General features: G+C 57.3%; 13 protein-coding genes and 1 pseudogene. 6 read left to right on the top strand and 8 right to left on the bottom strand.

Annotated elements, in window-relative coordinates; translation table 11 throughout:
* The coding region (locus tag IQ273_RS34930; protein WP_278000578.1) for a bifunctional transcriptional activator/DNA repair enzyme AdaA at positions 1-1,052 on the bottom strand (1,052 nt) is incomplete at its 3' end.
* A 180-nt stretch (positions 1,053-1,232) separates the two neighbouring features.
* Positions 1,233-1,700 (bottom strand): protein tyrosine phosphatase family protein, encoded by a 468-nt coding sequence (locus IQ273_RS21665; RefSeq protein WP_194025242.1) that lies wholly within the window; start codon positions 1,698-1,700, stop codon positions 1,233-1,235.
* Between the two features lie 68 nt (positions 1,701-1,768).
* Between IQ273_RS21665 and IQ273_RS21660 the strand changes: the two are divergent.
* From IQ273_RS21660 to IQ273_RS21640, 5 genes and pseudogenes are all read left to right on the top strand, one after another.
* Positions 1,769-2,351 (top strand): annotated as a pseudogene (locus IQ273_RS21660) (thioredoxin family protein).
* Between the two features lie 149 nt (positions 2,352-2,500).
* Positions 2,501-3,391 carry a phosphate/phosphite/phosphonate ABC transporter substrate-binding protein gene (locus IQ273_RS21655; protein WP_194025241.1) on the top strand — a complete coding sequence of 297 codons (891 nt, stop codon included), beginning with the start codon at positions 2,501-2,503 and terminating at the stop codon, positions 3,389-3,391.
* Between the two features lie 301 nt (positions 3,392-3,692).
* Positions 3,693-5,726, top strand: coding sequence for a protein kinase domain-containing protein (locus tag IQ273_RS21650; RefSeq protein ID WP_194025240.1), 2,034 nt, complete (start codon positions 3,693-3,695; stop codon positions 5,724-5,726).
* Positions 5,727-5,786: 60 nt separating this feature from the next.
* The gene (locus IQ273_RS33875) at positions 5,787-6,584 is read left to right on the top strand and encodes a hypothetical protein (protein WP_228053536.1); all 798 of its coding nucleotides are present in this window, start codon (positions 5,787-5,789) and stop codon (positions 6,582-6,584) included.
* A gap of 111 nt (positions 6,585-6,695) precedes the next feature.
* Positions 6,696-7,328 carry a Uma2 family endonuclease gene (locus IQ273_RS21640; protein ID WP_194025238.1) on the top strand — a complete coding sequence of 211 codons (633 nt, stop codon included), beginning with the start codon at positions 6,696-6,698 and terminating at the stop codon, positions 7,326-7,328.
* Positions 7,329-7,391: 63 nt separating this feature from the next.
* Here the strand turns inward: IQ273_RS21640 and IQ273_RS21635 are convergent, their stop codons facing one another.
* From IQ273_RS21635 to IQ273_RS21610, 6 genes are all read right to left on the bottom strand, one after another.
* Positions 7,392-8,123 (bottom strand): toll/interleukin-1 receptor domain-containing protein, encoded by a 732-nt coding sequence (locus IQ273_RS21635; RefSeq protein WP_194025237.1) that lies wholly within the window; start codon positions 8,121-8,123, stop codon positions 7,392-7,394.
* A 168-nt stretch (positions 8,124-8,291) separates the two neighbouring features.
* Positions 8,292-9,227, bottom strand: a complete 936-nt coding sequence (locus tag IQ273_RS21630; protein ID WP_194025236.1) for a DUF3365 domain-containing protein — start codon at positions 9,225-9,227, stop codon at positions 8,292-8,294.
* Positions 9,228-9,561: 334 nt separating this feature from the next.
* Positions 9,562-10,662 carry a hypothetical protein gene (locus IQ273_RS21625; protein ID WP_194025235.1) on the bottom strand — a complete coding sequence of 367 codons (1,101 nt, stop codon included), beginning with the start codon at positions 10,660-10,662 and terminating at the stop codon, positions 9,562-9,564.
* Between the two features lie 164 nt (positions 10,663-10,826).
* The gene (locus IQ273_RS21620; protein WP_194025234.1) at positions 10,827-11,519 is read right to left on the bottom strand and encodes a Uma2 family endonuclease; all 693 of its coding nucleotides are present in this window, start codon (positions 11,517-11,519) and stop codon (positions 10,827-10,829) included.
* Between the two features lie 87 nt (positions 11,520-11,606).
* Positions 11,607-11,894 (bottom strand): DUF4090 family protein, encoded by a 288-nt coding sequence (locus tag IQ273_RS21615; protein WP_194025233.1) that lies wholly within the window; start codon positions 11,892-11,894, stop codon positions 11,607-11,609.
* A gap of 80 nt (positions 11,895-11,974) precedes the next feature.
* Complete coding sequence (locus IQ273_RS21610; RefSeq protein ID WP_194025232.1) at positions 11,975-12,682, bottom strand: GntR family transcriptional regulator; 708 nt, start codon at positions 12,680-12,682, stop codon at positions 11,975-11,977.
* Positions 12,683-13,032: 350 nt separating this feature from the next.
* Here IQ273_RS21610 and msrA point away from each other — a divergent pair.
* A partial coding sequence (gene msrA, locus IQ273_RS21605; protein ID WP_397198396.1) for a peptide-methionine (S)-S-oxide reductase MsrA occupies positions 13,033-13,667 on the top strand: 635 nt, incomplete at its 3' end.

Raw genomic sequence — 13,667 nt, 5'->3', positions numbered from 1 at the left:
TTCCCCGTCCGCTCAAGCTCCAGCAGCAGCCGTTTGCGCCACAGCCCACCCCCGTAGCCCGTCAGCGAGCCATCTTTGCCAATCACCCGGTGGCAGGGCACCACAATGCTAATTCGGTTGGTGCCATTGGCCCGCGCCACCGCCCGCATCGCCGTGGGCTGGCCAATGCGGCGGGCCAGCTCGTCGTAGGCGATCGTCTCACCGTGGGGAATGCGCTGCAGTTCTTCCCAAACCGTCGTCTGAAATGGGGTGCCCTGGAGAGCCAGGGGTACAGTAAAGGTAGTGCGCTCCCCAGCGAAGTACTCTCCCAGCTCGGTTCTCAAGGTATCGAGGTGGGGATGGCTGACCGGCAATACCGCACTGTCGAACCGCTGGCGCAGGGTGGTGTAGTGGCGCTCCAGACTGCGGCGATCGCAGTATTCCAGCAGGCACAGCCCTTCGTCCACCGCCCCGGCCACCATCAGCCCCAGCGGCGTTTCGATCAGTTCTACCGCAATGTAGCGCTGGGTCTCGGCCTGGCCCGGCGGTACCCCAAAGGTTTTGGTAAAGGCCTCCCGGAAGCCGCTGTAGGAGTCGTAGCCGTGAGCAAACACCACGTCATCTAGCGGTTCACCCTCGCGAATTTGAGTAAAGGCCCCGGCCAGCCGCCGCGATCGGCACCAGTCAGCAAAGGTCATGCCGTAGTGATCTTTAAACCACCGCCGCGCCCGCTCCGGGGTAACCCCCAACTCATGCCAATCCTGGGGCGAAAGCTTTTGTCCCGCCTGAACCTCAACCCGCTCCATTAGCTGGCTGACCCACGGGGGCGGCTGCTCTACACTGGCCTCGGGGCGGCAGCGCTTGCAGGGGCGATACCCGGCCAGCACCGCCTCCCGCAGCGACAGAAAAAACTCAACATTTTCGCGCTTGGGGCACGACGAGCACGAGGGCCGACAAAAAATGCCGGTGGTGCGTACCGCCACAAAGAATAAGCCGTCGTAGCTGCCATCTTTGCGGTAAAAAGCCGCCTCCATTTCGGTTTGGGAGGGGACAAAGCTCAAGGTCATTTGCATGGGTAATGCCCCAATTCATAGGGCCATTGTGATTAACCAGCGCCGCTGCCGTCCACCGAAAAAGCGATGGCTTATTTTGACTGAGTCCACTCTGGCTGCCCCCGATTAGGCTGGGCAAACACCGTTTGCCCCTACGTGAGTTACCTATTTGGCATCGGGGGTGTACGCGATTCAGAGAAATTAGACGTTCTTTGCCTGCTGAGCAAGCATCTCGTCGATGAAGGCTTGCCAGGTGGGGTTGGGCTGCCAGATCTGGTGCAGGTCGGCGCGAGCCACGGGTTCATCTACCCCCTTGTGCAGCACCCGGTAGAGGTAGACAAAGGCAGAAACCCGCATATTCAGAGCGCAATGAACCAGGGTTTTGTAGTCGCGGTTGCGCTCCATCACCTTAAAAAAAATCTCTAAATCGGTCAGGGTCGGCGCTTCCCACACCACCGGGATGTGAAAGTGCTTCATACCCAGACTTTTGACCACTTCCGCCTCGTTGGCGATCGCATGGTCAGAGGTTGAGAGGGCCAGGTTAACAACAACCGTATAGCCCGCCTGGGCCAGGGCCTCAAACTGCTCGGCGGTGGGCTGGCCTGCCGTCGCCAGAGTGGGCGAAATGGCCAGGTAGTTGCGAATGGCGGTCAACTCGGCGGCGGTCATAGCCAGATTCCCCAATACGATTCAGTACGATAGAGACACGATAAACCTTCACCCTGGAGACTCAACCCATGGCTATGGTGGAATCTACCATGCTACCCCTGGGCACCGCCGCCCCCCACTTTGAGCTGACCGATGTGGTTAGCGGCGAAATCATTAATTTGGGCACATTCGCCGATGCCCCGGCCCTGCTGGTGATGTTTATCTGTCGCCATTGCCCGTTTGTTAAGCATGTGGAGCAGGAGCTGGCCCGCATTGGCAAAGACTACGGCCCCCAGGGCGTGGGCATTGTCGCCATCAGCGCCAACAGCGTGCAAACCCATCCTCAGGATGGCCCCGAGCACCTCAAGGCCCAGGCTGAGTCGGTTGGCTTTACCTTTCCCTACTGCTTTGATGAAACCCAGGAGGTAGCCAAGGCCTACACCGCCGCCTGTACCCCCCGATTTCTTTGTGTTTGACCAGGCCAAAACCCTCGCTTACCGGGGCCAGCTTGACGACAGCCGCCCCGGCAACGATGTGCCCGTCACTGGCCAAGACCTGCGCGCTGCCCTCAATGCCGTACTGGCCGCCGAGGCTATGCCCGGTCACCAAAAACCTAGCATTGGCTGCAACATCAAGTGGGCACCGGGCAACGAGCCTGACTATTTTGGCTAGGGCGATCGCCCCCTTCCAGCCATCACCCCCCGCCGCGAAACGTCACAGAATACGAAGAAGATCTAGATTGTCTGAGCCGTCGTTCTAAGCTGCAAACACGGGTTTAAGAGGTCTACCCAAACCCCTCGATCGCCCTATTTGTGGAAACCATGAGTCGATTGCGCCGATTTTTCAAACTCTGTCTAGTAGGCCTGATAGCGGGGCTGCTGCTCCAGGCGATCGGCTGTGGTGGAGGCACCGTCTCTGAGCAACCCATGCGGCTCACCATCGGGCTGGTCAGCTACGACGACGGCGCTAGCTCGCTGGAGAAATACGAGCGCTTTCAGACCTACCTGGCCGAACAGCTCAAGGCGGTGGTAGAGCTAGAGCCGGTGTTCAACGAAATTCGCGCGGTTGAGCAGGTGCGAGCGGCTAACTGGTCGCTGGTGTTTGCGCCCTCGGGGCTGGCTGCGATCGCGATCGCCGAAGCCAATTACCTGCCCATTTTTCCCACTCTGGGCACCCCAAACCAGAAGTCGGTGCTGGTGGTGCGCGACGATAGCCCGTTTCAAACCCTGGGTGATTTGGCCAATGAGGCGATCGCCCTGGGCGAACCAGGGTCAGCCACGGGCTATTACCTGCCGCTCTACGACCTCTACGGCCTCACCCTGGAGAAAGTTGAGTTCGCCTCCACGCCAGCCACGGCGCTGGAGTGGGTCGCCGATGGCCGGGTCGCGGCTGGAGCCCTGTCAGAGGACGACTTTCAGCAGTACCGCAGAGGGTTTGAGGACGGCGCGTTTCGCACCTTGCACGCCAGCCGCGCGGTCCCTCCCGGCGCGGTTTTGATTAGCCCCAGGGTCGATCGCAATCAGCAGCAGTATATCGAGCAGGCCATGCAGAACGCTTCCTCGGCCGTCACGTCTGATGCGGGCTACATTCCTAACGCCGCGCCGCCCGACCTCAGCCAGCTGATTGCCCTGGTCGAAAAAGTGCGCCCTCTGGAAGCCCGGGTCAAGGAGCAGCCAGCGGTGCTGACCATTTCAACAGACGGCCTTGAGTGAATGCAGGGCAGCTCTAAAAGCAGCAGATGTTAGTGAGCGGTTGAACCGCGAAGGAACAATCGGTAGGCTAGAATCAAGCCTATAGCTTTTTTCTGAACCAGCTCGATTGGCCACCGTGATGGGGGCCAATGTCAGGAAATCAAGGGTGTTCGCTACTGCATCGCCAGCCATCAGGGAATACGTCAGGAAACTGCTGCATATTGGGTGAAATTAACTTGTAGTTAGCGGAACTAGGTTGCCGCCCGCTGGCTATTTCAGCGTCTTTAGTAACCCTTTTTAGTAACCCTTGGAGCCGATGAGTGTGACCCACGGACATCGCACCCTAGCTGCGATTATGCTGACCGATGCGGTGGGCTTTAGCGCCCGCATGTCGGTACGCGAAGAACTAACCCTCTCCCAGCTCCAGCGCGATCAGGCGCTGATGGAAACACTCTGCGAGCAGTTTGAAGGCAAGGTGCTGAAATCGACCGGCGATGGTCTGCTGATGTATTTTGCCAGCGCCGTGCAGGCCGTCAGCTGCGGGCTAGAAATTCAGAGAGAGCTAGCTCGCATCAATACCAGTACCGATGGTGAACTGGCGCTGCTGCACCGAATTGGCATTCACTTGGGCGATGTCTTTTTTAGCCAATCGGATGTCATGGGCAACGGGGTCAATATTGCCGCCCGTCTGCAAACCGAAGCCCATCCCAGCGGGCTTTGCATTTCAAAAATTGTCTACGACGTGGTCAAGTCGCGGCTCGATTTAGATGCCACCTATGCCGGGCCGCTACAGCTCAAAAATATTCAGGAACTGGTACCGGCTTACCACGTTCACGCACTGCCCAGGGCGAGTCATGAGGCAAGTCCAGAGCCTGCGGATGAGAATACCCCTGAGCCTGGTCTGGAACTAGCGGGCGATCGCAAAGTAGTCGTTCCAGGCAGCAAAATTGGCGGTCGCTACATTGTGCAGCGGGTGCTGGGCCAGGGCGGCTTTGGCCGATCGTACCTGGTCGAAGACTCCCAACGCTTTGGCGAAGCCTGCGTGCTGAAAGAGTTTTTTCCCACCAAAAAAACGGCCAACAATCTGCAAAAGGCGCTGGATTTATTTAAGCGAGAAGCCAAAACCCTGTACCAGCTTAACCATCCCCAGGTGCCCAAGTTTTTGGCCTGCTTTACCCAGCGCAATCGCCTGTTCATTGTGCAGGAATATATTGACGGCGTACCCTATTCGCAGCTAATCAAGCAGCGTCGCCAGCAAGACAGCTCTTTTTCTGAAGCCGAAGTGATCCAGTGGTTGATGCAGATGCTGCTGGTGCTCGACTACCTCCACGGGTTGAACATTGTGCACCGCGATATTTCGCCCGACAACATCATGTACTGCCGCGATCGCAACCTGCCAGTGCTAATCGACTTTGGCCTGGTCAGCGACGCCATCGGTACGCTGCTATCAGGTGAAGCAAACTCTCCTGACGAGGCCCAGCCCGCGACGATGGTGGGCAAATTTGGCTACTCGCCGCCCGAGCAAATTCAGCTGGGCCAGTGCTTTCCGTGCAGCGATCTCTATGCGCTGGGGGTAACCGCGATCGTGCTGCTGACGGGCCGCTACCCCCGCGATCTCATCGATCAGGATTCTCTGGAGTGGCGCTGGCAGTCTTACGCTAGCCTCAGCCCGGCCCTGGCAGAAATTCTCACCCAGCTCGTGCAGCAAAAACCGAAAGCCCGCTTTCAGAGCGCTGCTGACGTAGTGCAGCGGTTAACGCCGCTGGCCACCGCCGTTGCCCCCAGCTCTCCTTTAGTCGTTGAGCCAAGCTGGGCGCAGGCCGTCAATCGGTCAGAGTCTCCCACCGCCGCCGATCTAAGCACCGCCTCAGAACTGCACGATCCCTCATTTATAGAAACCTGCCGCCATGAGCTGGCCCGCTGCATTGGCCCGATGGCCAGCGTGATTGTCGAAGAAATGATTGACCAATACCCCCAGGCCACCCCAGAGGAATTTGTCGATATTTTGGCCAACCAGCTTTCCAATGGACGGCAAGCGACCGATTTTGTCAGTCGTCTTCAGGTTGCCGTAGGCAGCCATATCAGCTCAGACGCTGATTCCCAAGATTTTCCCGAGCCAGACTCAGCTCAGTTTGCAGAATCAACCCTGCCCATTAGCGAAGAACGGCCCAGCCCCGAATTTCTCAGTCGCTGTCGGCAAACCCTAACCCGCTGCATTGGCCCGATGGCCAACTATCTAATCGACGACACCCTAGCCGATTTTCCCCATCTTGCGCCCCAGGAGCTAGTGGCCCGTCTGGCTGCCGAAATTCCCGATGCTAAAAAGGCCGAAGAGTTTTGCCGGCAAATGCAGTAGGGGCATCGCGTGCTGTGGCCTACCCAACAACTGTATCTAGTGCAGCAAGGAAGTATCGCAGTGGCCAATCGTGAACTTAGCCCAAAGGGTGGCAGCGCAATCTCACGGCTCGATTTGATCAAAAGTTTTGTTTTGCGTAGTGCTGCCATTGGCCTAATCGCTGGCGCTGGGCTGGGAGTGCTGTTTGGCAGTACGTTTCTCTTTTTTATTTGGACAGGTATAGTCGGTGCTGGATTAGGGTTTGGCTTGGGACTGGTGAACGGGCTGCTGACGAGTACTGTGACGTGCCTGTTCTTTTATCCCTTGCGAAATAGATATCGCTATCGCGTAGTGGTTACAGTCGTCAGCGCTCTTGCCGCCTGGGGAGGCGTAATTGTCTTTGGACCCTGGTATTTTTCTGACACAGCAATGACCCCAGTCTCAGCCGTTCTGATTGGCTTTAGCTCTGTATTGGCATCGGCTATCGCCGGGTGGGCAGGCGGGCTCACTGGCCAGCAGTTGGCTCACTGGTACGGCTCTAGATCTGTAGCCCATCGGCCCGATTCAATAGATTCTCAGCCTGCAAACGACGCGCGGCTAGACAAGCTAAGGTACTGGCTTTACGGGTGCTTTTCGGCTCAGAAATGGGGTTGGGCGACGGTTGCTTTGTTTGCACTGCTCTCCCCCAGGTTAGGCAACTCAATTTTGAAGGTTTTGGTCTGTGGCGATCTAAATCCAAATGTGGTCTCATGCCTGCCGTCACCTCGTCTCTACACGTCGATCGCGGCAGGTCTGCGGGTTTCGCTGCCTGTCTTTGTCTGCGCTACGCTGGTGGTTGTGCTGGTGCAAGGTCGCCATCGATTTAGGGGTAGCAGATAGACTATTTGGACGGCGAACGCTGCGATCGCCTATGCTCTGCCAAGACGTTTTGGTGTCGAACTCAGCACAATACGCAAGACTGATATCGAAAGCGGATGGTGTTTAGGTGCGATGGTCTTTCTAAACGATTTGGCCAGCCGAATAGCTCTGGATGACCCCGAAGAGCGGCGGGTCTTGAGCCGGGTGTCGTGGGCGCAGTACGAAGCGCTACTGGCGGATCTGGGCGAGGGGTCTGCCTATCGGGTGCTTTTTTTAGATGGGGTGCTGGAAATCTTGGCCCCGAGTCGCAAGCACGAAAGCGGAAAAACCCAGCTTGGCAGTTTACTGGAACTCTATTTCTTAGAAACCGAGACGGAATACTTCCCGATGGGTTCGACCACGCTAAAGAAGCCAGAGCGGCAGGCAGGGGGCGAACCGGATGAGAGCTACTGCATCGGTACCGACCAAGACTTGCCTGACCTGGCGATCGAGGTAATCGTCGCCAGCGGCAGCATCAACCGGCTGGAGCTGTACCGCCGTCTGGAGGTGCGAGAGGTGTGGTTTTGGCAAAAAGATCACCTGTTTCTCTACCACCAGCGCGAAGAAACCCCGGCCCAGTTTGCCGAGACCGCTGGCTATGAAACCATTCAGCAAAGCGAGGTTTTGTCGGGTTTAAATCTAGGGTTGCTGACCCGCTGTTTGCAGAACCCAAACCCGCTGACCGCTGCAAAAGCCTTTCGACAGGGCTTGAGAGCGGAGAGATGACAGGCCAGAGTAAATGAATGTTGTGCAAATCCAAACCGCACAGCACCGATTCTACAGCGATAGTTAAGGGGTCAGGATAGCCCCCAGTACAGATTTCACATCCTCTAACCCGCAGCCGCCTGTGCCCTCTGCCCAGTTCAGCAGCGCGGCGACCCGATCGCCCAGCGGAGCCGATGACCCTGGCATCGAACCAGCAGGGGGCTGTAGCGCAAAGACGATTTGCTCAAACTGTGGGTTGGGCAACCCCGAGAGCTTTTGCATTAGCTTCAGCCGTGCCTGCAAATCCCTAGTTGGCCTCTTTTCATTGGTTGAGACCGGGTTAGGGCGCGGCGGGGGCGCAGCAGTGGTCCCATCCGATGCTGCTGTACCAAACAGGGGCTCGCCCATCGCTGCTTTCAGGCGTTCCAGGGGCGGCACCAGGGGGTCTTCGTCAGTAAAGTTGACTCCCACCAGGCTGTACATCCAGGTTGGGCGCTGCACCTCTTCATAGATGAGGGGAATGAAGCGGTTGTTGCGATCGCTCATCCCCTGCACCGTCGTAATCGTGGCTTCCATATCCGTGTTGCCGCTCTCAAAGTAGCGGGGCGAGATCACCGCCAGCACCAGCCGACTGCCGTGGCAGCAGCGCTCCATCTCGTTCAAAAACGTCGCCCGAGGTGAAAAATCAACCTCATCGAAGGCGACTCGATAGCCCGCCGCTTTCAGTTCCTTGAGCAGCCAGCGGGCAAAGGCCTTGTCGGGCTCCTGACGGCGATAGCTAATAAACGCATCGTACTGATAAGTAAAAGATGTCATAGGGGCCGCAGCGCATCCTTTGTAGGCTTCACCACCGCAAACGGCGATTCAGCCAGCTTTCTAGCTTTGTCTCCAATTCTATCCGCTCTGCATTACTGAACATCCGAGACGGCTATTCCGCAAAACCACAATCCCGGCTTAGACGCAGGATTAGGGACAGTGAGTAAACTACTTGCTCGTAAAATCGCCTGAATTGCGGCGTCCTTCGCGGTAGCGCTCCAGCCGCTGCATGGCCATCTGCAAACTCATCTGCATGCGGTTAAAGGCCTCGGCCAGCTTACCCACTTCGTCTTTGGAGTTGACGGTAAACTCTGCACCAGGGTCGCCCATGCTGGCTGCTTCTGCCGCCAAGGCCATACGGTTGAGGGGCCGCACCACGTAGCGCTTGAGCCAGAGATTGACCAGCACAATCGCCACTGAAAACGCAATCACAAAAATGCCCAAAATCAGCAGCAGCGACTGACGCGCACTTTTAAGCACCTTTTCAGCGGGGACAGAAATCATTTGTGCCCCCACAATTTCATCCAGATTCCAGCCAAAGCCATTGCTGCTGCCGTAGCGCTCGATCATGCTGGCAGGGGCGGCGGCGGGGGTGCTGTGGCACTCTAAACAGCTCGCCTTGGTAATTTTGATCGGTCGAGCAATGTAGTAGAGGTCGCCCGCCGGGGTGCGCCGAAATCCGCTCGTTTCCTGAGTTGTACTCTGCTGCTTAAACTGCTCGACCAGCTGCGCCTCAAAGCCATCGGCTTTGTCTCTTAAATTGGTGGGGTTGAGCGTGGCTTCTTTGTAAAAAAAGTCGGCATAGATGGGGTTGCCGCGAAAGGTTTCAAACACCTCACGGGCCGAATAGGCGGGCACAGTTTCGGGCAGAAATTCAGTGCTGAGGCGATCGACAAGTTCTGGGTTGACCTGGTTGGTGGTGTAGTCACGCACCGAGTTCATCGTTTCCATCAGCATCAGCGCTTTGGTCGTCAGCTGCGTCTGGGCGTTGTAGTTGAGCACCGAGGACAGGGCAACGCTGCTGGCAATAATGCCGCCCAAAAAGACGAGCAGCAGCATCAGGGTAAATTTTTGGCCGAGTTGCAGGTTGGCGAGCTTCAGCATGGCGTGGCGATTGTGGTGGTGAGTTCCGAGATTAAATACACCCTCAAATAGCCTGCTTCCGGAGATGCAAAGCGGTTTGCAAAGAAGGGCAACACTTATTGACACCCAGGCTGCGCGCTTGCAGAACCACTGCTGCCGATTTTAGAGTAAACATTGCTACCAATAGAGCATCAGTAACAGTTCAACACGCTTGCTTTTATAGCCATAGTTACGGCGGTTAGGACACCAAGACCCCCTCGAACGTTCAAACGTTCGAACGTTCGAGGGGCAATGTCTCAACCAGACTGTCTACAGCTATACCTCGACAGCAGCATCGTTAGCTTGCCGACTTGAGCTACTTGAGCTGAGCCAGTTTTTGATTGGCAGACCGGAGCATTTCGCTGGCCCTAGAATGGCTGGTCGTGCCTGGCTGCACCTTCTCCAGGTCGTTGATGATGTCCTGCATTAGGCTGGCAATCTGGTTGCGATCCATGCCTTCCAGGTTTTGGGCCAGCATGCGGGTGTTTTTCTCGATGGCGCTATCTAGGGCCTGGGCAGAGGCTTCTTCTCGGGCGGCATTCTCTTGAATAATGCCGAGATTGGCCTGATATTCGGCCAGCAAAACCTGGGCCTGACCATAGCCAGGGTCTTGAACAGGGATGTCTTCAAGGCGGGCGATCGCGGTTTCCCACAGCCCTGCCGCACGCTCCCAAGTGGCGGCAGGGTGGGGTGGATTTTGTGCGGCGATCGCCGCCTGGTAAGCAAAGGCTTTGGCGGCATCGACGAGGGTGTTCGAGCGATCGCCCCCGGCGACATTGCCCGTCACCTGCTGGTAGTCGCGCTCGTAGGCCTCTAATTTGGTGGATGACTGCCGCCCAGCCAGGGTCTCTGGCGGAATCTCATTCAGCTTATCCATACCGCGCTGCCAGGTGGTTAGGGCAGTCGCTCGGTCTGTTCCAGACTCGGCGGTTTGGAAGGCCTGCTGAGCCCCATCAACGGCTAGGGTGCCTTCTTGCATTAAGTTCTGGGCGTTGCGCTCCTGAAACACTACGGCTTCCATGCGGCCAATCTCAGAGCGGGCAGTCTCAAATTCGTCTAGGGTGAACTGCCATCTACAGCCGACAAACCCGCAGTAGGCCGTCGGATAGTAGCCCAAAAACCATACGGGCAGCCCGTCTAAATGCTCTTGAGCCAGGGTAACTTTTGTTTCGCCCAGCTCGATGTCGCTGGCGGAGGTGGCCTGGTTCACCAGCTGGTCGGCCTGGGCAACCAGCGACACAGCCTGCCGATAGTCGTGGTCCATTTTGATGTAGCTGGGCAGCAAAATCAGCGGGGCCGTTTTGGCTACAGGCCAGCGAATCATGGGGTAAGGCAGGTTGAGCACCCACGTGACCCCAGCCAGCCCCGCTACCGTGACCAGTGCAGAGCCTAAGCAACCAAATGTGCGAAGCACCATAGCGTTGTGTTGTGATCGAAAGGAAAGGTCTCGTTTAGGGTGCCCAAGGTCACTTCATTGGGTGCAGAGCTGGGCGAAGCTAACGTGTCACCACCAAGTCCTACAACGCCACGGCCTGCCTTTCCGAAAGTCGAGACGGTTTCTGTTCTTGGCAAAGTAACGTTCTAGCTGAGCAAGGTATCGGGATCGATGCCGCGATCGCGCATTCTTGTTTTCAACGCTTCTAACTCGCGCTCTGCCGCCACCGCTCGCTGTTCGGCCTGTTGCCGTAGCAATGCCTCTTGTCTAAGGGCTACGGCCAGTTCATCAGGAATCAGCAGCTTTTCGCCTGTGTCCTGCCGGTAGAAGGCAATCAACCCGCCGTCGATTTGCAAGCGCAGGCCCAGGGGTTCACTACAGCTATCTACAATCGGTTCGTAACCCTCATCGCGCAGGCGATAGCCCTTGAGCTGCTCGACAATCCATTCGCCTTTGGGGTCGAAGAGCCAGTATTCTTGCACCCCTAACCCTTCGTAAAGGGTCTTTTTTTCAACCTCGTCCTGCTGGCGCGTGCTGGCTGAGGTCATTTCAAAAATGACCGATGGCACCCGGCCCTCTTTCCAAATTTTGTAATTATCGCGCCCGCCGGGTTCGACCTCAAAAATCACCATCACATCGGGGGCCACCCGCAGCTTGGGGAACCCCTGGGCATAGTACAGAAACTGGTTGCCCAGCACCGTGGCTCGCCGCCCAGCCAGGTATTGCCGCAGCACTTCGAGGGTAATCAGCAGGGCATAGAGGTGGGCGTAGGTTTCGGCCACGGGTTCACCGTCGGAGCTGGGGTAGGTGAGGGTTGCCTGGGGCCAAAGGGCGGTCATAGGTGCCTCCGTGGACAAGCGCTTACTGTGTAGGATATCCCGTGGCTGCCAACCTTACCCGGCAGCGGACTCAATCAACAGGTGGACTTACTTACCGCCGTAGAAATAGGCGATTTCTTTGTCTTTGAGAGGGGCAAAATCGGCGGCTTGCAGCATGGCGTTAAGCTCGTCTTGGTCAAAGTGCTTGGCCCCAATCCGCACGATGCGCGATCGCATCGAGTTCGACACCCCGCTGCGCTGTCGCCCGGCTTCTTTGGCCATGACCTGGTGGTAGAGGTCGAGCTTGGCGGCGGGAATGGGGGTACCGTCGAGATCAATGCCGCGAGCGATCGCATCATCGACGGCATCGGCTCCGGTGGTTGGAGATTGAGACATGGTGGTTCCTGAATAGCGTGAGTAGTCTCAAAATCCTACCAGACCGCGATCCCCGTCGCCGGATCAGTGCCTAAGGGCCACTAGGATTTGGCCGCTGCCACCGACTGGCTGCCCTCAATTTCTTTGACCACGCGGGTTTTGCTGGCGCGCAGGTGCTGGGTAATGGCGGTTACGGCCACATCCGGGTCACGGGTGAGAATGGCTTCATAAATCTGGCGGTGCTCCAGGCGAATATCCAGCACGCTGGGGTTTTGCTGCAGGGTCTGAATGCGCAGCAGGGCCATAGCATCGAACAGCGTGTCGAGCAGCGTTACCAGTCGCCGATTGCCCGAGCTTTCGGCAATTAAGTGGTGGAACTGGTAGTCAACATCGAGCAAACTTTCGTGGGAGAGGCTGCCGTGGCTGTTGGCCGTGGCTCCCTCGGCCTTGACTACACAGGCAGCGATCGCCTCAAGCTGCTCAACCGTCGCGTAGGTGCAGGCTCCGGCCACTGCCAGCGCCTCCAGAGCCAGGCGGCAGTCGTAGAGATCTTCGGCATCAGCGGCAGTAATGGTGGTTACCCGCAGCCCGCCGCTAACATCGGCGGTGACCAGGCCGTCTTGCTGGAGCTGGCGCAGGGCCTCGCGCAGGGGGGTACGGCTGACCTGTAGCCACTCGGCCAGCTGGGTTTCAACCAGGCGATCGCCGGGAGAGAGGGCACCGGTCAAGATCGCCGAGCGCAATGCGTGGTAAACCTGCTCGTATAGCGACTTGCTGCGGTTGATGGTGGGGGGAGACGATAAAATCACAGGCGGTTGAACCTCTGGCGCAGACTGAACACTGGCCCACTAAACTGCCGTGACGCGGATGGCTGCCACGACGGCAATACTTCCTAATCATACAAAGTGGTCATTAAAGCGGGTTGAGAAAGTTCTCAAGCCACAGAAATACTGCAAGAAACCCGTCAAACCTAAAGAGTTTTTCAACTTAACGGTTTTATGGCGGCAGCAAATTAATATTTTGCCGGTCGCCTCGGTGCCACCATTGCAGCCTTTAGCAGACCCAGCGATAGAGTGCGCCTCAACCCCCTTCAGCAGAATCTCAGCCCGGTACCGTAAGCTGATAATTAGATGACATAACGTAACACCTCACCATGCAAATGATGCGCAGACTGCTGTTGGGCCTGCTGCTGCTAGCCGCCCTGGGGCTGATTTGGGATGCCCTACCCTTCTACGCCACCGCCGACTCGATGCCCGAATCGACCCAAAATGTGACCGATCCAGACCTGGCTACCGCCACCTTTGCAGGCGGCTGCTTTTGGTGCATGGAAGGCCCCTTTGACAAGCTAGACGGGGTGATCTCTACCACCTCGGGCTATACCGGCGGCACCAAGGTTGACCCCACCTACTATGAAGTCTCCGCTGGAAGTACTGGCCACGTAGAGGCTGTCCAAGTCGTCTACGACCCTGCAAAAGTAGACTACGACACGCTGCTGCAAGTCTTTTGGCAAAATGTGGACCCGGTAGATAACCGAGGCCAGTTTTGCGATAAAGGCAGCCAGTACCAAGCCAAAATTTTTGCCCACGGCGACCAGCAGCAGGCCTTAGCAGAGCAGTCTAAGCAATCGCTGAGCCGCCAGGCCAAGTTTCAGAAAACCCCCATTGTGACTGCGATCGAACCCGCCCAAACCTTCTACCCCGCCGAAGACTACCACCAGGACTATTATCTGAAGCACCCGCTGCGGTACAAGTATTACCGGACAGCCTGTGGGCGCGATCGCCGTCTGGCCGAGGT

Origin of the sequence: Nodosilinea sp. LEGE 07298 (assembly GCF_015207265.1) — a bacterium.
Lineage (GTDB): Bacteria > Cyanobacteriota > Cyanobacteriia > Phormidesmidales > Phormidesmidaceae > Nodosilinea.
The sequence above is the reverse complement of the archived record's forward strand: the minus strand, read 5'-3'. Positions and strand labels throughout refer to the sequence as shown.

Excerpts from the sequence above, each read along its gene's own strand:
- IQ273_RS21625 (WP_194025235.1), bottom strand. The coding sequence starts at position 10,662 with ATGGTGCTTCGCACATTTGGTTGCTTAGGCTCTGCACTGGTCACGGTA.
- IQ273_RS21620 (WP_194025234.1), bottom strand. The coding sequence starts at position 11,519 with ATGACCGCCCTTTGGCCCCAGGCAACCCTCACCTACCCCAGCTCCGAC.
- IQ273_RS21635 (WP_194025237.1), bottom strand. The coding sequence starts at position 8,123 with ATGACATCTTTTACTTATCAGTACGATGCGTTTATTAGCTATCGCCGT.
- IQ273_RS21655 (WP_194025241.1), top strand. The coding sequence starts at position 2,501 with ATGAGTCGATTGCGCCGATTTTTCAAACTCTGTCTAGTAGGCCTGATA.
- IQ273_RS21640 (WP_194025238.1), top strand. The coding sequence starts at position 6,696 with ATGGTCTTTCTAAACGATTTGGCCAGCCGAATAGCTCTGGATGACCCC.
- IQ273_RS21630 (WP_194025236.1), bottom strand. The coding sequence starts at position 9,227 with ATGCTGAAGCTCGCCAACCTGCAACTCGGCCAAAAATTTACCCTGATG.
- IQ273_RS21665 (WP_194025242.1), bottom strand. The coding sequence starts at position 1,700 with ATGACCGCCGCCGAGTTGACCGCCATTCGCAACTACCTGGCCATTTCG.
- IQ273_RS21615 (WP_194025233.1), bottom strand. The coding sequence starts at position 11,894 with ATGTCTCAATCTCCAACCACCGGAGCCGATGCCGTCGATGATGCGATC.